The following is a 24901-nucleotide window of genomic DNA, read 5'->3' on the forward strand; positions in this document are numbered from 1 at the left end:
AATAGCAATACAAATGGATATTATACATTGTCTATTATACCACATTTTCAGAGAAAAAGCAAGAAAAACGAACAGCATTTTTGTGAAATCTGTTAAATCATACAAGATTAAAGCGGTTGTGCTTCAATTGTTTACTATTCCAATAATAAAGAGGACTATGAATTATCATTCAAGTCCTCTTGTTGTAATTCAAGTATTAAAAAATCCAAGTGCGGGATTGTCAGGCAATCCGACAATTGAAGCTCGGTCAAGAAAGCAATTGAACCGTTCACAAGATGTTTCAGGAAGGAGTGTACAGTCATGGCAGGCAGCGTAATTTAGATTTTTATAGCCTTGCTTCATTGAAGATATACATAACGGATCTCCGCTGCACCAACTTGCTCGATCAAGCATACTATCCATTATTTTTTCAAATATATCTTTATTATCAGCTATACTTATAAGTCCGCCAAGACTACTATCGCTGTCAGAAGAAGATACAAATATAAGAACACCGCACATCTTCACTTCATCTTTGTCATTGATCTCACTGTATATCTTTTCTCTTATAGATGCTGCACTATATCCGCAAATGTTAGAAATCTCACGAATGAATAAGTGAGCAAAGGTATGAAGCATAACATAGGTTTCAGAAAATGCATCTAATGTAAATTTGCTATCCTCCATTGCTTTCTTCATTCTTCTGTACCGTGAAGAGTTTTCTTTTCTCCATTGTGAAATCTTTTCATTGTTAAATCTTATAAAGATACCTTCGCCAGTCAATTCTACAGCAGGCAGCCAAGGCTTAGGATACTGAGAGATAGCTACACTATTAGACTCGTTACGAGTTATTCTTGTAAATCCAGTAAAAGCCTGCGTAACAGTTAGCCTGTCAACTACAACAAGCTGTTCAAAAAACTGATGGTATCTTTCAGGAATAACTGATGTATATGAGGAGAACTTGTCTTCATTTGAATTAGATTCTTTTGAAAGAATGGCATATTCATCTTCATAAACTGATAACTCCGATCGTCTCTGATTATGTTCTTTAGAGAATTTTACATCCTTCCATGATCTCATGATTTCTTCATCGGAAACAGTTTCATTATGAATAAGCTTTCTTATTGCGAATATAACCTTATTTTCATCGACTTCTTCAACAGCTTTTATTATCTCATAATTCTTTTGAATACAGCTTACGTCCTTTCTGCTCCAAGGCGGAATCAGTAAAGCAGCTTTGGTTATAGGAAAATACACGCCGGATGCCGAACGTAATCTTGCTCTCATTTTATCATTACAACCATACTGAACTCTTGCATACGGATTTTTAAAATGAGGGTGCTTACAGGTACAACGGAACTCCGAAAGAGCATTTTCAGAAAAAACCTGAACCATACTTCTTGTGCTCTTACATTCAGTACATTCAAGTCGTAAGCTGTCAATATCCGTTCTGTTGTAAATATTGACCATTTTTATTCTTGGCGACTTTACACCTGACGGACAAGGCTTTCCATAATGCACCCACCAATCATAAGGAAAATCGTCCATATGACCTCTTGTACAAACTACGATAAAACGAGAAGCATTCAGAATATTTTTACATTGAGGGCATCTATGACGGTCTTTAATATTTAACTCTCTGAAATCGTAAAGGTTACCGCATCTGGAACAATGAAGTTTCTCAGGAAATACATATGAAGTGATATTCTTTCCTTTGGAAAAGTGGTTTGTGTTTTGCGTAGTCTTTGGCATTAAAAAGTATTCAGCTTCTGTAATAACAGAAAGGTTTTCGTTGAATATTTTTCTTTTTTCCACTTCTTCAGATTCAGGCGGATAATCCCAATCATCAGTAGATGCAATTATTACGGTATCATCCTTGAAATCTACAATAGAACCAACGCCGAAAGTGGTTATAACCTGAGTCTTTCGTATATCACCAACTGAAATTTTTTCATCAGAGAACTTGGAAATACTGTTGTCGTTATCTACTGATTTCTTTCTGAATGTCGGTTTTGGCATTGCAAAACCTCCTATCTCTTTATAAAATAAATATTGGCAGCAGGTTCAACATTTCTTACAGAATTGAGTATAGTCGGAATATCTGAACCGTTTTGATTGTCTGCACTACGAAATAGAGCTCTATCTTCGTTATGATAATCTGAAAACACTAACTTATCAGGGAGACTGTCTGCAAGCTCCTTCCAGCAATCCAAGTAATAATTCAGCCATTCTTCTGCATATTCCTTAATGCGAGGCTCAATGTCATTGACTCTTTTCAATATACTTTGTTTTACAAGTTCGACATCTCTATCATTTCTAAGGAATTTACAGGCATTCTCATTGGGATTGTATCGAGGTATAGTATGCCTGATGATAGCCATCATAGCGCAATGCAGAGCTTTTTCAATAGCACGGGGAGAATATGAGGTAACACTTGTAGCTTCAACATATTTATAAAATGTACTGTGATAGTAACAAAACTGCTCATAGTAAGACTTATCTCTTGACCTCATACTGTTGTAAATGGATATAACAAGACCGGGATTAGTTCTTCCTACACGGCTGGTAGCCTGAATGTACTCTGAATTGGATTTTGGCTGACCGTAAACGCACATAACTCCGAGTCTGTCAATATCTATACCGACAGACAGCATATTGGAAGCCATGATGTAGTCGAAACAATCCTCGCTGGTGTATTTATTGGCAAGCCTTTCGAGGACAGCTTTGATTTCCTTTGCTGAATTACGGCTTGTAAGCTCGTTGTTTCGGAAATATGAAGGTATATCGGCATTTGCACAGTCAATTTTCATATTGACACTTTCAGCTTCTTTTTTGAATTTGTAAGTCGCAAGATACTTGATTTCTGCTGATATACGGTCTGATATGATAATTGAATTTGAGCCAAGCTCTTTAAGCGTGTTGAAATAGCCTACATATGTGTAGAACTGATCGACAACATCGGTTGGTTTTCCCTGTAACCTGTACAAATGCTTCATAAAGGTTAGCAAAGCAAATGTTTTTATAAGCATTTCCGACGTTCCTGAGCCAATAGAACATATACCAAGATATGTTCTTGCAGGACGCTTTGACAAATCGGCTTCTATGGCAAAGAATGAATCGGTATGTAACAAACCGTTCGGAGGAAATTGTATCATCTTCCTGTTATAAAGGATCTTGATCTGATTATCCGCATTCTTTACAGTTGCTGTAGAGGCTATAATTTTTGGAACTTTACCGTAATGCTTGCAAATATTTTCGATTGCCATTTCATATATTCCGGTGATTGAGCCAAGCGGCCCGGAAATAAGGTGAAGTTCATCTTGGATGATAAGCTCAGGTGGTCTACAGCCGTTTGCACCGAGTAGATTGCCTGCTTGTTCTTCCCATGTTATTCTTGCAAATTTATCAACTGTGCTAAGAACGAATGTCGGGGCAATACGATAGATATCATCATCTACTACATAAATCGGTAAATGGGTATGAAATTCGCATTCATGGTTATTACAGCAGGAAATATTCATACTGCCGTTGCTGACTTTATAACCACCTACACCGATCTCTGCTCCGCACCAGGGGCATCTGGTGATCTGCATAGGATTTGCTTCGTAAATAGTTGCTGTCGAATCTTCACGGATTTTCTTTAAGGTTTCAGTGGCATCTTCAATATGATTTGGTGTCATACCCGAACCTATCCATAATCCGATAGAGATCTCGTTGCCTGGTATACCGTACTTCTTTCGCATATGCTCACAAGCACATACAAGAGCTGTAGCTCTTTCAAACTGCTGTAGCGTAAGAAGTCTTAGCGTATACCTCATGATAATGGTTACGCCGTTTATATCGTCCTTATTGCTACTAAGCCTTCTAAAGAAGATAGAGAAAGCGGAAAGACCGAGATAAGCTTCTGTCTTACCACCGCCGGTAGGAAACCACAGAAGGTCAACATCTTTATGAAATTCAGAATCATTATCTACGATATCAGGAATGATTTGCAGGATATAAGCCATCTGGAAAGGATACCAGCTTACAATATCAGGTGAGCAATGCTTTGTTTTAACACGCTGCAGGAGCATAGCTTCGTTCATATAAAGAAAGGATTCCCAAGCTTTATCATTCGTTTTTAGCGTTTCAACGCCTTTACGCAATCGGGAGATACAGCGTTCGATCTTTTTGAATGAATCGGAAGCTGTATCTGGATATTTCTTGATTAGTTCTGTGCTATTTTTTAATTCGTCATACCATTTTTGATACTGCATGATAAAGGAATCAAGCTGATGACAAGCCATGTTCCTATCCGCTTTGCTCCAATAATTCATATAAAGGTATTCAGAGTTGTCAAATAACCTCGGCATCATCTGCAACATTCTGAATTGCGGTATGAATTCACTCTTTACTTCGGTTACGATGCCATGTTTTTCAACATGAACAGATGAGCATCCATGACCATAAGAATAATTGTTTATAGAATCATATAGCATATCATTCTTTTCTTCTTCAAAAGACTTATGGATATTTCTTCTGTAAACAGGCATGAAGCCCTTATCGTTCTTAATAGAGAGAATACATTGAAACAATGCACCTCCATTGCTTTCTAAGAATTCATTTCCTGCTTTCTTCTTATTAAGAACAGATACAGTTACAAGTTCGCTGCCGTCATCGTTTATTTTTCTGACATGAAGATATACTATAACATCGCTATTACCTTTATCGGAAATAACTGAATTGCATACTTTATCCGGAACAACGATCTCAGTCTGAAATTTTCGTGCTTCTCTTGTGTAATAATGTTTTCTGATTTCTTTTTCATTTTCGTTTATTATCTTTTCAGAATGATGATAAACAGCATAGTTAAATATGATATTCAGTCTATTGTTCGGAAACGATGCAAAGGAGACACCCATTGTAGATGGTTTGAAAACACTGATGTTCTTCGGTTCTTCGCTATCTTCTGATTCGTCATCAAACATTTCTTCCATTGAGCGATCTATATCGACTGGTTCAGAGTCTTTGCTTTTCGGCTGTGCCCAAAGAATTCCGAGCGAATAACGACTTAATGGTTCTTCCATTTCTAATACTTCATCATCTTCAACCGGACCGACAAAATCAGTCCTGAGATGATCAGCAATATCATCTATTGCATTATAAAACTCTGAATAATGCGACATTTAATCACTTCTTTTCAAATACAAGTTTGGCAAGTCCTGTTATCTGAATACCAAAACATATCCTTGATTTTTGATATTCAATCGGAATATTTGCACTGAACTGTTTCAGCACCTCAGTGGTTATACCACTGACATAAAGGTTTTCTAATCTGTCAGGCAGATTGAATTTATAATCCGTCGAACTTACACCCATATCAAGCTCACTTATCATCTGCTTAGATAGTGAACCAATGCAGCGTCCATTATGAAATATCTCATACAATCTGGTAGCAGATGAACGCTTTGCAGAAAGTTTATCATATAGTTTGATATTATGAATGATGTATTCCTGTAAATCAAGTATAGAGTCGAAATCGCCGGATACAAACGAATTATTATCAATATCTCCAGTCAGTCCTACTGTTATACACTTGCAGTACCGATTGTTTGTCTTATACATATTATGAAGTCCTGTTTCGATAACTCGTCCTGACATCGTTCGCTTAAAATACTTTGAATTCTTTTTCATAGTAATGAACTGCGACTTAGGGCGAGTAAGTGCTACATACCGAACTCTTGCTTCTTCTGCACTGTCAGAAGAAGGCTTTATATCCGACTCGATGAGGATAACCCTGTCATATTCGCTGCCTTTTGCTTTGTGGATAGTTGAAACTGTAAGCATAGGAGCATTATCATAAAACTCACCTGGGATGTTATTAGTTATCGTAAGTGCGGTAGTCAATGCAGGAACATTTATTACAGCTTTATCCTGTGAGTCTGAAAGTTTACATAAAAGTTCCCAAAGCGTTTCGGGATCTGATTTCACATTCGCCCTGAAGGAGATTCTCTCAATAAAGGTGCTTTTGCTTATCGTATCACGGCAGTAATCCCAGAAAACGTCAGCAATCCACCGTGGAAGAGGAACAACATTGTTTACACCTCTGTTCAATGTATGAACTATGCCTTTTTCGCATAACAATCCGCTTATGTATTCTGCTTCACCATTGTTTCTGCACAGAATGGCTGTTGATACTGTTGGAGGCTGAGTAAGTGTTTTTATGTACTGTTCAACCTTTGTTTTGCCTGAATACTGCGATATTATGCTGTTTGCGTATTTGTTCTGTTCCAAAAAGCTCTCGCTCAGCAATACTTTACGCATCTTTGTTGCTTCTTCGGCTAAATCTGGAGCTTGTCTTCTATTGACAGTTATTTCATATCTGAGCATATCATCAGGGAACTGCTTTTCAGCAAGTTCATAGAACTTTACTGAGTCAAGAGTTGCATCATTATCTGCTTCGTAATCATATATTGACTGACAGCGGTCTCCGGCAAGCAGATAACCACAGTTTAAGTGCTTTAATATTTTGAGTACCATTTCAGCACGTTCATTTACAAGATCCTGTATCTCATCGACAATAAAGTAACTTATACCTTCAAAGTCCTCTGGCGTTATATGCTTATTAAAAAGTATTATTCTTTCGTTATAATCATAGTTGTCAAAGTTTTCTGTAATAACACCTTGCTCGCGCATAGCCATTAAAAAATATGTAGCATAGGAGTCAAATGTCAATACGCAGATGTTTTTAGCAGAAGGCTGTAGTATACCGTTAATGACAGCCTCGTCTATCTTACTTTCAACAACTTTCTTTGCTGAACGTGTATAACATAGGATATATATTTCATCAGCAGAACACAGGTTGTTTGCAAGAATATAAATCAAACGCTGAATGATAGTATAGGTTTTTCCTGTACCTGGACCTGAATTCATTATGATGTGTGAGTCTAATGGAGCTGAAACAATGCAATCAGGCGAAGTTATTTCTGCGTATTGCTTGCTTATTTCCTTTATTTCTTCGACAGCTTGTTCTGTAGGAGCGACGTATTCTTTAGGGGTTTCTTCTATCTTCGCTGTGTTTCTGTCTCTTTCAAAAACAACAACATCGTCCTGTATGATGATACCAAGCGCCTCAAAGAATTCTTGTAAGCTCTTCTTTTCTTCAGCATCATCTTCTGTTACTGGTTCACGGGTTATTACTTGCGGAAAGCATCCATTGAAACCTGGACAAGCAGTGTATTCGCATCTGCTTTGCCAACGAAGAACACCATCTATCATTACCGGACCAAAAGACATCTGACCGTCTTTAGCGTATGCACAGGTTTGATTTCCCGATAATATTTGATTTTGTACCTGTGTTAACGGAATTGCTTCAAATCCAACATATCGCCTGCGTATATCATTAAGCAGTTTAGCTCCTGTTATTTTCTCAGTATACTTTCTGTCCCTTCTGATGTCAGGATCGCTTCTGATATATATGTTTGAAGCAATACTTATATTTGATTTAATCATAATAATTATTCCTCAACATCTTTTAGATCATAATAAAACCTCAGCTTATTTATTTCGTGTTTCACGTGATAACCGTTTCCAATATAGTCGTTCTTTATAATTACTCTTGCTATCTGATCTTTTCCGATTTCAACCAACAAATCAAATTTTTCGTCAACATAGCCCTTGGCATTAACCGAAATTGTTGCATATCGGTTTTTACCAGTAGAATCAGTAAAGATGAAGTGAGCATCGCTGGAATCGGTTGTCAAAGAGAAAGAAATAGGTTTACTCCTGTCACCAACCTTATTAATATCTTTCTTCAGGATAGGGTATGTTTCATCATCACTTAGCAGAATACAAATATCATCGCCAAGCCTGAAATCGCAGTCTATCGCAGAAGTGATAGCAGCTCCCTTAGCAACCATCCACTGATACCTGTTGTTCTCATCGTCAAATATGATTTTTTCTTCACCAAATAAAGAAAGAATAATATCTGCAAACGGTCTTAAACTGCTTGAACCGCCAGCGAGAATAACAGCATCAATGTTTTCGGGGCTGACATTGGCTTTCTCCATTATTTTCAGTATAGAATTAAGTACGTTTTCTGTTATTAGTGGAGTGATAATGTCAGAAAATGTGTCGTAGTCAATGTCTACTGGTCTTGAACCTTCGCCCAAAGTCATAGTATAATCGTCGTATTCAGAGAATTCAATCTTCATACGTTCAACTTCATTCATAAGCTTGTCTTTTCTTCGGGATTCAAGCTCTTCAAAGGAAACATCAGGATATACCTTAGGCATTAGTCGTAAAGCAAGCTCCTTATCAATATCATCGCCGCCGAATTTGATACCATAAACGGCATCTTCATATACCTGGTTATGTTTCAGGTTAAGAATACTCAGATCGAGTGTACCTCCACCGAAGTCAATAACCATGACCTTTGAAAAAGCCTTTATATCTGTGACTTTAGAAATATATGCAGAGGAGGATTCACTAACGAAGCCTTTTACCTTAATACCTACCGCCTCTGCAGCTTCTAACAGTTCTGTTCTTGCTTTGGCTGAAAAATCGACCGGAATAGAGAATACAGCTTCATTAAAATCAGGTCTTACTGCATCAACGGTCGCTTTAACATATCTTAAAAACAGAAATGCTAAAGCTTTTCCATTGTATCTTACGTTATTTACTACGATCTCACGGTCTGTTCCGAGAAGTGATTTAAATGAAGTGATAATCTGATAATCATCTGCATATTCATTAATTCTTTCCTTGACTTCACGACCAAATTTAAAATCATTCTTTATTGTCTTTGATATAGCAATACAGGAACTGAATGGAGTAAGATCCTTGCCGTCAGTACCGTATCCCGTTCCCATAGAACCCTTGCCTTGCTCATAGTTATATAGGAAGACAGATGTATTTGTTGTACCAAAGTCAATTCCATAATATGACCCGTTTTTCATTAATTATTCCCCTTAAAATCAATACCGTTTCTCTCAAGAGAACGGAAAATCTTCTTTATGATTGCTTGTAAGGACTCATAATTTTCCTCACTGACATCTGAAAACTCGTATTCAAGCCAGTCCTCATACAAGAATGAAAATGCCTTTTTCAGTTCCGAGCGTACCTTTTCTGCTTCAAGAGAGGATTCACGACTATTAATGGCATAAGCATCATTAAGCTTGCTGTCAAGTTCAGTGTTCTGGCTTTCGAGAGAAGAAAGCTGGTTTTTCAACTCATCATTTTCGGCTTTAGCGGCCATTAAAGACTGATTAGCAGTTTGAAGTCTTGATCTATACTCTGATAACTGAGCTTCTAAATCTGTTATTTGGCTCTTTAATGCGATGTTCTCAGTCCCTAATTCACGACTCTTATTGATTTCGCCCTGAATTGATTCAAATGCTTTTCCAACAGGAGTAATCATATCTGTGAAAGCAGTAATAATTGCTTCCTGCTCTTTATCCATATCCTTTTTCAGTCTCTCATAAAGGATTTGAACTGAACTTTTAGCAGGACGAGGTTTTTCAGGCGCAACAGCTGAAGTAGGATTAGCTTTGTCACTTGTTTCAGCAATCGGCTTTTCGCTTGTTGTTTTGGAATCTTCATTTGATACATTTGAAGTTTTATTCCCGGTTTTATCGGCTATAACAGAAGAAGTCGTATTTGTATCTTCGTTTACTATAGGAGAAACAGCGTTTTCGCCGTTTGTGACCTGAACTTTCGCAGGCTTTGCTTCTTCTGTAACTTCATTTGAAACGATTTCTTCCTCTATTTTCACTGCTTTTTCGTTTGGTTCTGTACTATTGTTTGCTGGAGCTGAAGAAAGTCCGTGCTTAATAGACCATTTTTCAATTAAATCGGAATAAGTTTTGAGTTTACCTTTTGTAATTAGATCAGCAGTAATTTTGTTGACATTTGCTAAACCTTTTTCGTTTATGGAGCTAAAGTCTACAAAATAAATTTTGCCTTTAGTTTCAACGACAACTCTTTCAAACTGTGACATATTTTTATCAGATTTTAAGCCGATATTAGCAACAAGAGTGATTAATTTGGCAATAGTCTTAGAATTATAGGAAGAATCGGTGTAGTTGTTTATTACCTTGATAGCCATTGTAGCATACTTTTTAACATAAAAGCGTTCGTTACTTGTGTCTGTATTAGCACCGATATAACTATTAATAATCGACTCAACTATGTTAAGTGGAATAATAGAACCTTTGGTCAACTCATCAAAATACTGACCGCACACATCTGCTGAAAAAACAACAAGCCGTTCTGCAACGTCTTTAGCATCGCCGTTCTGTGACAATTGCTTTAATAGCATTACTACTTCATTAGTTTGAGTAACATTTAGAGTGGACTTTTGTTTCTTATATTGTTTATACATCTTGTCGAGTTCAGCTTTGATATCATTTATATCCATTGATATTCTCCTCACTTGCTTATAATGGTAATCATATCATCATCTATATGACAATACTTTTGAACTGCTGTTGTTATGGTTTGTAAATCGGGAAGGTTGTTGATTGTTATTATCTGTAAGCCGTTAGACAGCTTATTGTAGCCGTCAACAGGAACTGCCTTTCTATAAAAAACGCTGTTTCCATTTAATCGTATAGCCTGTCCTGCTATACGAGCCATTCTGAACGGCTTACAGTTGATTGAAAACTCACATACTTTGTTTAATGCATCAGAGTAATCGTAAGCTCTGATTATGTTGCCATTAAGCCTGAGAACAATGTGCATTGAATCTGCACTGATTTCCTGCGGCTCCACTGGAACTGTATCAGGTATTGTCGCTTCTGAGGTCATTGTTTCAGGCTTATCTTCAATAAGTGAAACAAGCTCTACATGAGTATTGTCCTCGTTATCATTTTCAGATAGTGCATAGTATCCGTCCTCTATTTCTTGAAGCTCTGAGCATTCGGACATTAATGCTTCTATCTGATCCTCAGATGCAGTAGTAATGCCTTTATGAGACAGTAGAGTTTTAATTTCATATGCTCCAAAACCATATTCATATTGCAGATTGTCGCTGTTTTCCTTAATAACTTCTATGATTGATTCGATTGTCAAATCTTCTGTTTCGTTCTCATTTACTTGGATGACTTCTGCATCTGTCCGCTGTACTTCTGGTGTAACAGGAGGGTAATCACTCTGATCAGGAGCAGTTCCAATCTCAATAGGCGCTGCAGTCAATTTTTCTGCTGTGTTTCCATCTGCTTGGATGGCTTCTGTATCTGTCCACTGTACTTCTGGTGTGACAGGAGGGTAATCATCCTGATTAGGAATAGTCTCAGTCTCAACAGGTACTGTTTTTTCAGGTATATTATGTTCTGAATTGTCTGGTTCAGCTTCTTCATGTGAAAGCATTGTTTTATTCAGAGTATAGCAGCCTTTACCAACGGATTGGAAGGATCGGTCAAGCATTAAAATCTTTGATATTTCAAAAAGACTGAAACTTTTTCTGTAATATTCTTTAATCAGGCTACAGAGACTTTTCGATGAGAAGCCGCCCTTGTGTTCGTGATATTTAGTTATCTCAGGAGCATCACTTGACATAATCTCTATAATTACATCCTGTAAAACGAAAGGTTTAGAAGCATCAGGCGTAAAATGTAAAGGTGTAGTTGCTGCAGTATTATCCGTAGTGATGCTTGTTGATTCAGGTGTGGTATTTTCCTGATTTGAAGCGTTTTCCTTGGCGCCAATATAGCTTAAAAGCTTCTTAACTCCTGCTGTTAAGCTGTTATGAGCAGTAATGTTCATTTTTACGAAAGCATCGCAGTTAAGAAGTTCATCAAAAGTTTTTCTTGCTTCCTCATAGCTTTGTGCTGATAATAATCTTTGTGATTTTAGATTCTGTTCCCGTGCTATTCGCTCAGATGTAGTTACAGACGAATAATAGCTTTGGGCTGTTGCATCAGCTAAGCCCGTCACATTTGTAAGCCATTCAATAAAGCTTTCCTTGGATATTCTATCTTTATCGGCAATGGAAGGTTTGATTTCAGGATGATCGGTAACAACTGTGTCTTTAGATTCATCGTGTGAACTTTGCAGTTCAGGCATAGAATCTATGGTAAGCTGCTGGAATTCCTTTGCATTGTCATTATCACTATCATCAGGTAAAATAGTCTCGATAATCTTTTCCTGTGTAGTGTATTCGATGATCATATGCTCATCATCAATAGAGCAAATGTCCATCAAATATTTTATGTGCTTTATAATATCAATAGCGGATAAATTTCCTTCAGCAAAGAAATTTGCAGATATTCTTATAGGTCGGCGTAGATAGTGTGAAAGGGTTTTATCTGCAAAATCAATCCTGTGTCCATATAAAGATTTGCCGGATAAAGTCTTCAAAGAATCAGAATAAGCATTGTCAGTATATAACTGAATAAGGAACTTAGTATATAGTTCACGCCAGCTTTCTACCGAATGCTGTAACTCGTTCAATATAAAAGAACAAGGTTTGTAATATGTGCAGTTTTGTGGATTATCAAAATCTACTGTTTTGATAACATATGGCTGCGTGCTGCTTGGAGGCTGATAATTCTTCTTTTCCAATGCACTTTTGAGTCCATCAACTGATATATCGGCAAATTGAATAAACTTGATTAAAGAGTTACTGAAACTATTATGTCTGCGTTCGTTTGCATCTATATACTCATTTCTTTGAATAAGTGACTCTATCATTGAACCTACTGTATCGCTGGAGTTCGCTCCAATAATGCTTCTTTTTACACCATAGATAGTTTGATACAGTTTTTCTATGCTGTGTATATTGGATATATACTGCTTCGCTGACGATTCGGATACACAGCCGTCTGATATAAGCCAATCAAAGAACGCTTGTTCTGTAAGCTGTGGACTATCGGAAAGATTTGTTTCAGGTTCATGTTCAACTGTTTGCGGTGCTGATTGAAGTGGTTCAGAAATCGTAAGATTATTTGAAGTTGGTGTATCATTTTCCTTCATAACAGTTATTGTTTGCTCAGGATCATGATTTTCCGGAATAGAAGTAGGATTTATGCTGATATTAACATAAGCTGTAGCAGCATCAAGCAACGAGGTTAGGAGTTCATCATACGATCGAAATTTCTTTCTTCTTTCACGAATTTCACTCTGAACCCGATGGTATTCGTCCTCGTCATCAATATCAAGTGACTCGTTATACGCCTTTTGGATTTTCTTCAAAATATCACTCACATCAGCTTTCAGATCACTGAGGAAGGGAGTTAAGTTCTCCTTGGTTATAGGAGTGTATTTTTCAGAATTCTGCTTTATATCATAGCTTTCAATAAGATCACTTGAACAAGAATGAAGTTTCTGTATTAAACGAGCGCTATTCAAAGACAATAATAATTCATCGACATTAACTTTTTCAGAATAAATGAATGCAAGATATTCAGTTGTTCTTTGGGCATAGCCGTTAACAATGTTTTGAACAAAACTCAGAATATCGGCTTCAATGTCTTCCTCACTATGATTTTTAAGTTCAGAAGTAATTTTAACAATGAGTATAGGTCTTTCTGGATCAGGCTCTGATTTTACAATTTCAATAGAAAAACTGTATCTACCGCTATCTATTGCAGGAGCATATAATGATGCATATCCTTTAGGCAGATAACCAAGTTCTTTTCCGTCCTCTGTAAGTAAAAGAACAGCGTTATGGTCATGTGGATTGTCACTCTGATGTCTTAGTATAAAACCTTGCTGAAGAAACAGAGGATTATGGTTTACTGCTCGACCTTCATACTGTGTACCGACTATCTCTATAATTGCTTCTCTTTGTATTTCCATAATATTATTCATGTTATCAAACCTTTCGGTAAAATCGTTGTCCGAGTAACATATATATAAATTATTGTACCACAATTTCACCAAAAAATCAAGCAAAACAACTATTTTTCTCGCTCTTTTCACCGAGGAATATTATGCTTTGTATATACTGATTGTAAAAAAATAGAAAGCATTATCCTACAAATCAGAATAGAGCTTACAGTAACAATTTATAATAACTGTTTAACTTTGAATCCACTGGGGTCAAAGTTGATTAAATAATTCCAACATTATAACTTGTGCACATTTCACCAAAATCATCAAAGATACTCGAATAAATTCAGCAGAATACTTGACGTGAATAGCTGATATATGGTATAATGAGCGAAAGAAAAGTGTTTTTTTCGATATGATAATAATTCTAAGTGATAGGGGGATATTATGAATAACAACTTTGCGTGTGAAATCAAGCCTGATTTCTATTGTTCTCGATCAGAATCAATATTTGGCTCCTTATTTAAGGAATACGAACGTGTTATTTTTAGAAGCCTTATATCATCTTTTGGATTAGATTTATTTATAAAAGATCAGTATGGTGGTGATGTTGATACCATTCATAATGTGAGACAAATTGGTGATGGAAGTCCCATGACCTATAAAAATAGAAAAAATGATACTGCATATAAAAATCGTGGAGAATATAATCATAAAGACGTAGAGGGAACTGGTACTAATTTTCAGAGAATAAAGCATGATGCCCGAAAACTATATGGTGAGGACAATAACAATACTGTTCAAGATGCATACGAGGATAAGCCTCTCGGTTTTCTTGGAAAAAGTAAAGGTCATCCAACTGACAGAAGTGCTGAGTTAGACCATGTAATTTCAGCGAAAAGCATCCATGACGATAGAGGTAGAGTACTGTCAGGATTATCAACTGCTGAACTCGCAGATGTGGAAGATAACCTTCAATGGACAAATGAGCATTTGAATAAATCGATGGGTGCAGATGAAATCCCTGATTATATTGCAGCACACCCCGAACTTCCCGAAGACGTTAAAAAGAGAATGATGGATGCTTATAATCGTGCCAAAGCATCCTATGAAGATAAAATTAATAGAGCATATTATTTTGATTTTAGTAATCCAAAGTGCCGACAGTTTTATAAAGAAGCTTTCACTGCTGCAGGAAAACGCGGCATTCAAATGGGGCTTAGACAAGCATTAGGATTCTTATTGACCGAATTGTGGTTCTCGGTTAAAGCGCAAGTTGAAATTAGTGATGGAACATTCACTGGTGTTTTATCCGCCATAAAAACCGGTGTTTCTAATTGGTTTGAGAATTCTCGGCGTAATTACAGGGAAATCTTCACTAAATTCGGAGAAGGAGTAATTAGTGGCTTTATCTCTTCTCTGACCACCACACTTGTAAATACATTCCTAACTACATCGCAAAATACTGTAAAAATCATTCGTCAAGCATGGGCATCAATAGTTGAGTCTATCAATGTTTTGCTGTTTAATAGCAAGGAGAATTATTTGTGTGATCGAATGACGGCGGCAGCAAAAGTTCTTGCATCTGGTGCGAGTGCTATTATCGGAACGAGTGTACAGGAAAATGTAGAATTGAAGCTCGCCGAAATTGCACTCCCTTCTGATATCAAGTCAATTGCATCAACTTTCTGTGGCACGCTGGCAACGGGACTTCTAACAGTGTCGTTCTTGTTTTATATTGACAATGATCCATATAGGAAGTTTCTTGATTGCATATACGGTGCAACAACCGATGAGTTACGTCGACAAGGAGCTTTGTTTAAGGAGTACTGTGCTAAATTGCAGCAAATGGATTTGCACGAGTTCCTAAAAGCAACTGATTACGCATATTCGCTTTCTATACAATTACAGAGTGTAGGTAGCGATGCTGAGGTCAATCGCCTTCTGAAGAAAGCTCAAGCTGATCTTGAGTTAGATTTACCGTGGGGTACTGGCTCATTAAATGAGAAAATGAAAGATCGTTCGTGGGTATTAAAGTTTTAATAAGGAGATGATGCCATGTTAGTTTTGCCAACAATTATTATTGCACTGAGTAGTATTAGTGGCGCGGGCGGTATTGCTCTCTCAGCTAAAAGCTTAGTTGATTCAATGAACGCCGCTGCAACAAATAGGTTTACTCAGGAGCAGAATGAGAGAAATGTTCTTAGATTTCAGGCTGTTTCTGACAAGCTCAATTCTACATTAGAAGAACTGGGAAAACAGCGCATGGTCATCACAAAGAATTTCTCAGTATTTATTAAAGCCTTTGAGCGTATTCATAATAAACCTGAATTTACACGAGAGGAAAGCGTTGATTTTCCTGAGTTTGATTTCAATGAAATTAAAAATGTCTCTATTGTCGCTGCGGATTTTCTCGGTGCAACTGTTGGAGCTATAGGTGGATCGGCATTGGCAGCAGCCGCTACTAGCGGTACTACTGCGGCGGTAATGGCTTTAGGAACGGCATCGACAGGCACTAAAATTGCGGAGCTTTCTGGTGCCGCAGCTACCAAAGCAGCTTTAGCTGCACTCGGTGGAGGATCAATTGCCGCTGGCGGAGGAGGAATAGCACTTGGAACGCTTGTGCTTAATGTCGCCTCTCTTGGTGTAGGTGCACTCGTAGAAGGCATAGCAATGGCATATGCTGGTTCGGTAGCCCAAAAGCACGCTGACAAAGCAAAAGATGAAATGCAGAAGAATGAACTGATTATTAATGATGCGATATCTATGCAGCTCCAAATCAGCAAATCAGCGACAGATATGAAACGCGCATCTGTTGAACTGTGTAATAAGATATATAAACCTCTTGTTCTCAGAATGAAGGCGCTCGTTGATTCAAAATGTGATTGGAACACTTTTTCCGATGATGAAAAGATGTTAGTAGAGAACACTGTCTTGATTGTTCAGATACTGCACTATTTAAACAATACACCATTGTACAAGGTCACAAAACTCAAAAGTGATGGCGAGATTGAGGAAGTGGTTTCCAACTCTGATGAAGTAAAGTCAGCATTAAATAAAGCCAAAAGTGAAGCAATCAGATTGGAGGTATAGCGATGTCTAATAATTACAAAAAAGCTATTAAAGACAAGAGATTAGAAGCCGGTAAACTTATGACTGAAAAGCAAATTACCCAATGTAATGCTGCGATACATACTGCTTCGGTCGCAGCCGGTGCAAGTGGTGCGATTCCGATTCCCATTGCTGATGCAATTCCTATCAGTGCTGCACAAGTTACTATGGTTTTTGCACTTGGTAAGATTTTTGAACAGGAAATTTCAGATTCAGCTGCAAAAGGTGCTATTGCAGCAGCTGCTTCAACTTTTGTCGGAAGAAATCTTATTAAACTAATCCCAATTGCAGGATGGATTGTATCTGCAGGTGTTGCTGCTGGTGTGACTGAAGCTATTGGATGGACTATTGCAGTTGATATGGCAAAAAATCATCGAAATAAATATAAAAGTCAGAGAAATGCACAGGATGCAGCTGAAGCATGGGCTGAAGCAGAATCATATAAACAAGCACAAAGTGATTCTGATGACGAGGCAGAGGATTTTAGTGATTAATCACATATTGTAAAAGACTATAAAGAAAAATAGCACTCTCTCTAAGTTTATTTTATTTGACTCGGGAGAGTGCTATTTAATGATTTGGCAACTTTGACTCCACTGGCGTCAAAGTTGCTTATTCAAGCCCCTGGTGCTTGTTTTTTGCCTTATCCTTTGGCGCTTTAGGCTTCTGCATAGCTACACGCTTCGCTTCTTTACGCATCTTCGCTCTCTCAAAGTAACAGGTCTGCTCACGCTTCGGAGCATTCTTCTTTGCTTCGATAGCAGCCTGATTAAGCTCCTCGGTAAGAGTAGCAAGCCGTTCTTCTTTGCTTTCAAGCTCTGCCTGCTGAGGAAAAGGCTCTGCTACGATCTTCTGAGCTTCGGCAAAGTCGAGCCTGAGCTTTGCAAGGCTCTCTCTTACGTTCTCAATTCTGCCGTCTATGTTATAGAGTGCAGACTCAATACGGGGAATGTTTTGAACATTGAGCTTTGCTGTATGTGAAGCGGCACCTTTCAGGCAGGCTGTCAGTCCACCGCCGTTCATACTGCTGTTTAGAGTTGCGGAAAGCTCAAATCCCTGAAAACTACCGATTTTTGTAGGAGTATCAGCATATTTTATATTGCCGAGAGCCTCATTTAACGCTTTGCCTGCTTCTGTCTTATCAGTATATACCGTTTCTCCGATAGTGATACTGAATACAGGACGTTTTGTTTCGGAATCAATAGGGAGTTTGCGGAGAGCTTCACGGTCAGTGTGAAGGTCATCAAGGATAGCCATAAGCCTTTTTTCCTTTTCGGGAAAGTCCTTGATCTTATCCTCCATTTCATAAACCGTGTTCTTATGCTCTGCTGCGAGTACCCTCAGTTCCTTAACGTCATTTTCAAGCATCAGCTTTTCCTTTACTCTCTCATCGCCCGTACATAGAGCCTTGATTTCCGAGTAAGTGAGTGCCTGCTGGTCAACGTCCTCACACTTTCGGGCAGGAGTTTTGCTCGTCATGATCTGAGAGATAAACCTCTGCTTGTTCTCCAAAGTCTGATACGAATAAGCATCAAACGTACCTTTGGTGACATAGCGGAATATCTGCACTTTTTTGTTCTCGTTGCCCTGGCGGATAATTCTTCCAGCGCGTTGTTCCAGATCAGCCGGTCGCCAAGGAATATCGAGGTCATGGACAGCAATCAGCTTCTTCTGGACGTTAGTACCAGTACCCATTTTCGCTGTTGAACCGAGCAGTACACGGATTTCTCCGCTGCGGACTTTATCAAAGAGGTCAGCTTTCTGCTTTTCGGTTTTAGCATCGTGGATATATGCGATTTCTTCCGCAGGAATACCTTTAGCGATAAGTTTATCCCGAATATCGTCATAAACGCAGAAGTCGCATTCTTCTTCAAGGGATTCGACCTCAGCGATAGACTTCTTATCCTTAGCATCGTCGGCATCTTCACCGTCAACGGTTGTTTCCGCCGAGGATTTGTGTGGTACACCTAAATCACAGAAAATGATCTGAGTGAGCTTGTCCTCAGCCGTTTCAGCGTGGATACGGGCTACGTTCTCAACGCATTTATTCAGCTTTGTTTCTGGATTATCCTCAAATAACGGATCAATAAGACGAGGATCAAGTCCGAGTTTACGTCCGTCCGAGGTTATCTTGAGCATATTGTCTATCGTAGGATCTACGTTACCGCTGTTTATAGCATCAGCTCTGTCGGAAAGCTCCTGAACAAGCTCCTGCTGAAAAGGAGTAGCATCAACATTGACTACCTGATAATCGCAGTCAGGCACATCAAGTTTCAGCGTATCTGCTGTACGAATGTCAGCGACCTGCTTAAACATACTCATAAGTTCCGGCAGACCTGTGTAGTTTGCAATACGGGTACGCTCCTTGAAACCATTGCCTGCAGGTTTTAACTCCCAGTCGGTCTTTTGTTCACCGAACACCGCAACCCAGTTGTCGAAGTGCTGTAAGCCGTGATCGCTCAAAAAGTCGTATTCGAGGTATCGCATCATAGTGTGCAGCTCTGTAATGGAATTGCTCAGAGGTGTGCCTGTTGCGAAAATTACGCCCTTACCGTCAGTCTTTTCATCGAGATAACGGCATTTGAGGAAAAGGTCAAGAGCCTTTTGTGATGCGGAATTTGAAATTCCGGCTACATTCTGCAATTTTGTGCTTACGAACAAATTCTTGAACTCATGAGCCTCGTCAATGAAAAGCCTGTCCACACCGAGCTGTTCAAAGGTCAGGGTATTATCCTGATTGACCTTTTGCAGTTTATCAAGCTGTTTCTGCAAGCTCTTACGGCTGCGTTCCATAGCCTTGATCTGAAACTTTGAGCCTTCGCTCTTTTTAAGTTCTTCAATACCACGCAGAATATCATCGATCTGAGCCTGAATAGTCATAACCTGACGTTCCTTTGAAACAGGTATCATACCGAGCTGAGAGTGACCGATAATAACCGCATCATAGTTGCCCGTAGCGATCTTAGCGAATAGCTGCTGTCGGTTCGCTTTCTGAAAGTCCTTTTTGGTAGCGACAAGGATATTCGCACCCGGATAGAGTTTCTGAAAATCGTCACCGATCTGTTCAGTAAGATGATTCGGAACGGCAAACAGCGATTTTGTGCAAAGACCAAGCCTTTTGCTCTCCATCGCTGCCGCTATCATCTCATAGCTCTTGCCGGCACCAACGCAGTGAGCAAACAGCGTATTACCGCCGAACATAGCGTGTGCAATAGCGTTTTTCTGATGGTCATGGAGTTTAATATCCGTAGTCATCATAGGGAAAGCGAGTGCAGAACCGTCATACTCACGGGGACGGATACTGTTGAACAGCTCATTGTAACGCTCCACAATAGCTTCACGTCGAACGGAATCTTTGAAGATCCAAGCCTTGAAAGCCTTGCGAATATCTTCAGCCTTACGCTGTACTACACGGGTAGCATCAATATCCACCACACGTTTTTCCTTAGTATCACCTAAGCCGTCAGGTACTTCGATAGTCTTATAGATCTTCGGTTCTTGCAGGTTCATGATATGCTCTAAGATGTCATAAGCGTTCATCTTGTGAGAACCGTATTTCTGAGTTGCGAGTACCGACCTGTCGGAACTCTTGTTGCTGATATGAAAAGAGTTTGCAAGTGCCGAGTATTCCACGGTTATAAGTGCAGACTTGTTCCAACGTGCTGACGGACTGTCACTTCGCTGATATGCTGGTGTCTGCAACAGCTCATACATGAACTGTTCGTAATACTTAGGATCGAGCCAAGCGGCACCGATCTTTATATCAATATCTCCGGCTTTCAGCGGTTCTGGCATCGCTTTTTTAAGAGCAGATACATTGATATTGAAATCAGCATCATACTCAGCGACTTCCTCAGCTTCACGGAGTTTCTTGCGAATATCGCCCGAAAGGTACTCCGAAGCAGTCTGATAGCCATTTTCAGTATGGGGAACTTTGAATATCTCACCCGTAAGGTCGTGCTTCAGCTCGTCCTCAGAAAGACCTGTCAGACGGCTCATGTACTCAAAGTCCACTCTTGCTTTTTCAGCTACAGAGAGCGTAAGAGCTTCAATAGTTGCTCATTACTGCGTATGCGGTGTTCTTGAACACACGGCAGACTGATGAGCCTCTTTTCTTTCCCATTTCCTTAGCAGCCATTATGATACCCCTTTGTGTCAGAAACTGATTGTACGCCTCACCATTTCAGGGAGCTTGCTTCTGTTCAGTGAATAAACATCAGCGTTCTTTATGAGATAACCATTCTTTTTCAGACCTTCAAGGGTAGCCTTGATCTCATCGTATGAACTGCCGAGAAACATGGAGTGCATCTTTTCAGCTGTGCAGTTATCAGCTTCGGGATAGCTTGCCATCTTGGTGATGATAGCAGTTTCAGCAAAAGACAGGTCATTGCTGACCGGAATACAGATAGATTCAGTTACAGGCATAGGGAAGTCCTCCTTAAATGTACATAAATACAATAATTTCCTTGACAGCTCTATTTCACCGTGATATAATGGTAGAAAGTTCAAATACTGTAATTTGAACTCAAATAATGAGACGAAATATGTGTTTAGTGGCGAATATATTATGCCAAGCGGTGATCATTCACGTTGCATATAGTGGTGTTTCGGATTTACAGGTAAAAAAATAGCGTCCCTCATTTCTGAGGAACGCTTAACACAGTATTCAGTTTTGGGCATAAAAATAGCGTATAGCGCTCCTGACATTCATCATAGAGCGATATACGCCGATGTGTTGATTTCCATTTTTCTACCGTGGTGAACCTTGCTTGATTTCTACCACGTTTCTACCAACCTTTTCTTTCTACCAGCCTTGTTCTCGTTACCTTCTACCACACTTCTACCAAATCAACCTCTTTTTCATTTTTTGCATTTCCCGTGTTTTCGTATGTTTGTATTTTGAGAGCTTGTAAAGCCCCGAAAATAGGGAACAATCTGCTGTAAACTGCAAAGCTCTGCAACGATTTGCAAAGTTGCCTACAATTCTCAAAATCCGTTGGTGGCAACACCGTGCGGGTTCGACCCCCGCCATCGGCACTAACAGCGCCCCACAATTGCATTGTGGGGCTAAAATAATAAATAACAGAGAATAAATAAGAATGAATAAAGCGTTTCCGGCGCTGTTGTATTATTATTTCTTATTTATTCTTTTTTTCTTTATTCTTTCAAATTATTGATATTCTGTGCTTTTTGACGCTGCATGATTATGAACAAACTGTAAACTTTCATAGCCTTTCATGGACTTGAACAACGCGGCGTGCTATAATGTAAATGGTTATAATATTTGTTTTACGGGCTCGTAGCTCAGTTGGGAGAGCGCTGCGTTCGCAACGCAGAGGCCGAGGGTTCGATCCCCTTCGAGTCCACTCGCAGAATCCACCTCAGTTTTTCTGGGGTGTTTGTTTATTTCACAGTTTTTTGGGGCAATACTTTGATAGATTTATTCACAATTAATATGTTATAATGTAATCACTATATAAAAAAAGAGCTGACCATAAGGTCGGTACTGATATAGAAGTTTTGCCCCGAAGCATTTCAAAAGGCTTCGGGGCATTGTATTTTATACGTTTCCTAAGATAAATCAGAATTTAACTGTCACATAATCCTTTAATTCGTTGTTCTTGACTATCCTTTTCGCTTCTGGAAGAGTCAATTTCACATCAATGATGTATGGTATATTCCTGGTTTGCTCAACAAATTCACCTAAAGGAATTTCCAAAGAGAATGCTTTTCTGATTTTCATCAGTACACGTTTGTCAGTTATTTCTTTTTCAATGACAATCTGTGGTTTCTTATAGGCGTTGTCATCAGCCTCAACATAAATAAAGCAATCATTTTCCAAATAATAATTGATTGCATCGATCAGTTGATTAACAGTCGGCTTGCTTTTTTCCATAAGGTATTCTGTGATTACATCAACAATTATTTCATCTGTGACATAGGAATCCATATCATTTTGAACTGCAAAAGAAGGATAAACTTCTTCGTCGTCATCTGTAACTATAATACTGTCAGATATACAGCATTCAGTTGTTTTCTTTATTTTCTTGACGTCTTTATAATACACTGTCCATCCGTCATCAACTATTTCTCCATCATCGTTATAGACACTAAGTAATTCTTTTATCAGCTCTTCAAAAGTCAGTATTCTATCTTTAAGCATAATAGTAACTCCTCTAAATTCCGATCTATGTTAGTAACAATTATAGCATAACATCTCTGCACTGTCAATTAAAACGCCATAGTACTTCTGACTGAATATCAGAAATACTATGGCATAAAACTTCTATATCAGCGCAGCCGTTAAAGGTCAGCTCTTGATTTTTTATTCAGCGAAATCCACTTACGGTTCCCGAAATCTCCTTCGCTTACGCTAGGACATTTCGACCGTTGCGCAATAATTTCCTCGCTGTATCTGCCGCTCTTAACGCCAGCAGGGGGCTCCCAGCCGCTTCGGAAATTATTCCCACTCCACAGTTCCAGGGGGCTTTGAAGTGATATCATACACTACTCTGTTGATGTGCTCGACCTCGTTGCAGAGGCGGTTTGAGACCTTAGCCAGCACATCGTAAGGTATCCTTGCCCAGTCGGCTGTCATGAAATCGTCGGTAGTTACAGCGCGGATAGCGATAAGGTGGTCGTATGTACGGTGGTCGCCCATAACGCCAACTGTGCGGACATCGGGAAGAACCGCAAAGAACTGCTTGAGTTCGCTTTCGATACCGCTCTTGCGTATCTCGTCACGGAAGACCGCGTCTGCTTCCTGTAAGATCTTTATCTTTTCCTCGGTTATCTCGCCGATTATACGAACTCCAAGACCCGGACCGGGGAACGGCTGACGCCATACAAGGTCATGAGGTATGCCAAGCTTTTCGCCGACTGCTCTTACCTCGTCCTTGAAGAGGTCGCCGAGAGGCTCGATAGTGCCTGCGAACTTGATATCATCGGGCATTTTTACCATATTGTGGTGAGTCTTGATAACAGCAGTGCTGCCGTGACCTGCCTGATTGCCTCTGCCCGACTCGATACGGTCAGGGTAGATAGTTCCCTGTGCGAAGAAGCCGTCTGTGCCCTGCTCTCTTATCTTATCCCAGAAAACGTTGTAGAACTCGGTACCGATTATCTTACGCTTCTGCTCGGGATCTGTAACGCCCTTGAGAGCAGCAAGGAACTTGTCCTTGCAGTTTACGCGGACAAAGTTCATATCAAAGAGCTTAGTGAAGGTCTCCTCGACGAAGTCGCCCTCGTCCTTGCGCATGAGTCCCTGATCTACGAAAACGCAGGTGAGCTGCTTGCCTACTGCGCGGCTGAGAAGTCCTGCTGCTACTGATGAGTCAACGCCGCCCGACAGACCGAGGATAACCTTCTTGTCGCCTATCTGCTCGCGGAGCTTCTTGACTGTATTCTCGATAAAGTCGTCCATTACCCAGTCGCCTGTGCAGCCGCATACATTGTAAAGGAAGTTATGGAGTATCTGCTTGCCGTATTCGCTGTGAGTTACCTCGGGGTGGAACTGTACAGCATAGAGCTTCTTATCGGGAGCCTCAAAAGCAGCACATGGACAGTCCGCAGACTTGGCAGTAACGCTGAAGCCCTCGGGAAGCTGGCTTACAAAGTCTGTATGGCTCATCCATACGACGCTCTTTTCGGGAACATCGCGGAAGATAAGGCTGTCGCTGTTCTGTGATATCTCGATCTTGCCGTACTCGCTCTTTTCGCAGCTCTCCACCTTGCCGCCGAGAGTATAAGCCATGAGCTGGCAGCCGTAGCATATACCGAGGATAGGCACGCCTATCTCAAATATCTCCTTGGAGATATGGGGCGAGCTCGGATCGTATACGCTGTTAGGACCGCCTGTGAAGATGATAGCGGTAGGATTCAGCGCTTTAAGCTCACTGATAGGAGTGTCAAATCTCTTGATCTCGCAGTAAACGCCGCACTCACGGACTCTTCGTGCAATGAGCTGGTTGTACTGACCGCCGAAATCGAGAACGATACAAAGCTGGTTAGACATAAGTCCCTCCTTAACTTCCGCTTTACGGCAGCGGACGCCGTATTTTGT

General features: G+C 39.6%; 13 protein-coding genes and 1 tRNA gene. 4 read left to right on the forward strand and 10 right to left on the reverse strand.

The window, feature by feature from the left end; genetic code table 11:
- Positions 1–189: 189 nt before the first annotated feature.
- Genes drmB through T497_RS0104070 form a run of 6 tightly spaced genes read right to left on the reverse strand, consistent with a single transcriptional unit; the run spans position 190 to position 13755 of the window.
- Positions 190–1998, reverse strand: coding sequence for a DUF1998 domain-containing protein (drmB, locus tag T497_RS0104045; RefSeq protein WP_028514512.1), 1809 nt, complete (start codon positions 1996–1998; stop codon positions 190–192).
- Positions 1999–2009: 11 nt separating this feature from the next.
- Positions 2010–5144 (reverse strand): helicase-related protein, encoded by a 3135-nt coding sequence (locus T497_RS17335; protein WP_028514513.1) that lies wholly within the window; start codon positions 5142–5144, stop codon positions 2010–2012.
- Positions 5145–5148: 4 nt separating this feature from the next.
- Positions 5149–7470 carry a UvrD-helicase domain-containing protein gene (locus T497_RS0104055; protein ID WP_028514514.1) on the reverse strand — a complete coding sequence of 774 codons (2322 nt, stop codon included), beginning with the start codon at positions 7468–7470 and terminating at the stop codon, positions 5149–5151.
- 5 nt (positions 7471–7475) lie between these two features.
- Positions 7476–8915 carry an Hsp70 family protein gene (locus T497_RS0104060; RefSeq protein WP_028514515.1) on the reverse strand — a complete coding sequence of 480 codons (1440 nt, stop codon included), beginning with the start codon at positions 8913–8915 and terminating at the stop codon, positions 7476–7478.
- Positions 8915–10375: a hypothetical protein gene (locus tag T497_RS0104065; protein ID WP_028514516.1), complete on the reverse strand. Its 1461-nt coding sequence runs from the start codon at positions 10373–10375 to the stop codon at positions 8915–8917. Before T497_RS0104065 ends, T497_RS0104060 begins: the two co-directional genes overlap by 1 nt.
- A gap of 11 nt (positions 10376–10386) precedes the next feature.
- The gene (locus T497_RS0104070; RefSeq protein ID WP_207640325.1) at positions 10387–13755 is read right to left on the reverse strand and encodes an HIRAN domain-containing protein; all 3369 of its coding nucleotides are present in this window, start codon (positions 13753–13755) and stop codon (positions 10387–10389) included.
- 420 nt (positions 13756–14175) lie between these two features.
- Between T497_RS0104070 and T497_RS0104075 the strand changes: the two genes are divergently transcribed.
- Genes T497_RS0104075 through T497_RS15765 form a run of 3 tightly spaced genes read left to right on the forward strand, consistent with a single transcriptional unit; the run spans position 14176 to position 17333 of the window.
- Positions 14176–15771 carry a hypothetical protein gene (locus T497_RS0104075; protein ID WP_028514518.1) on the forward strand — a complete coding sequence of 532 codons (1596 nt, stop codon included), beginning with the start codon at positions 14176–14178 and terminating at the stop codon, positions 15769–15771.
- A 15-nt stretch (positions 15772–15786) separates the two neighbouring features.
- Positions 15787–16821, forward strand: coding sequence for a hypothetical protein (locus T497_RS15760; protein WP_051456572.1), 1035 nt, complete (start codon positions 15787–15789; stop codon positions 16819–16821).
- Positions 16822–16823: 2 nt separating this feature from the next.
- On the forward strand, positions 16824–17333 hold the full coding sequence (locus tag T497_RS15765; protein WP_051456571.1) for a hypothetical protein: 510 nt from the start codon (positions 16824–16826) through the stop codon (positions 17331–17333).
- A gap of 118 nt (positions 17334–17451) precedes the next feature.
- On the opposite strand, the gene T497_RS0104090 is transcribed toward T497_RS15765, so the two are convergent.
- Both T497_RS0104090 and T497_RS0104100 read right to left on the reverse strand, forming a co-directional pair.
- A complete protein-coding gene (locus T497_RS0104090; protein ID WP_028514519.1) occupies positions 17452–20838 on the reverse strand; it encodes a helicase-related protein in 3387 nt (1128 codons plus the stop codon).
- Positions 20839–20994: 156 nt separating this feature from the next.
- Positions 20995–21264 carry a hypothetical protein gene (locus T497_RS0104100; RefSeq protein WP_028514520.1) on the reverse strand — a complete coding sequence of 90 codons (270 nt, stop codon included), beginning with the start codon at positions 21262–21264 and terminating at the stop codon, positions 20995–20997.
- A gap of 868 nt (positions 21265–22132) precedes the next feature.
- Here T497_RS0104100 and T497_RS0104105 point away from each other — a divergent pair.
- Positions 22133–22205, forward strand: a tRNA-Ala gene (locus T497_RS0104105).
- Between the two features lie 215 nt (positions 22206–22420).
- Here T497_RS0104105 and T497_RS17340 read toward each other — a convergent pair.
- Positions 22421–23002, reverse strand: a complete 582-nt coding sequence (locus T497_RS17340) for a DUF7716 domain-containing protein (protein ID WP_051530514.1) — start codon at positions 23000–23002, stop codon at positions 22421–22423.
- 297 nt (positions 23003–23299) lie between these two features.
- On the reverse strand, positions 23300–24853 hold the full coding sequence (gene guaA, locus T497_RS0104115) for a glutamine-hydrolyzing GMP synthase (protein ID WP_028514521.1): 1554 nt from the start codon (positions 24851–24853) through the stop codon (positions 23300–23302).
- Positions 24854–24901 lie beyond the last annotated feature (48 nt).

Source organism: Ruminococcus flavefaciens MA2007, assembly GCF_000621845.1.
GTDB lineage: Bacteria > Bacillota > Clostridia > Oscillospirales > Ruminococcaceae > Ruminococcus > Ruminococcus flavefaciens_E.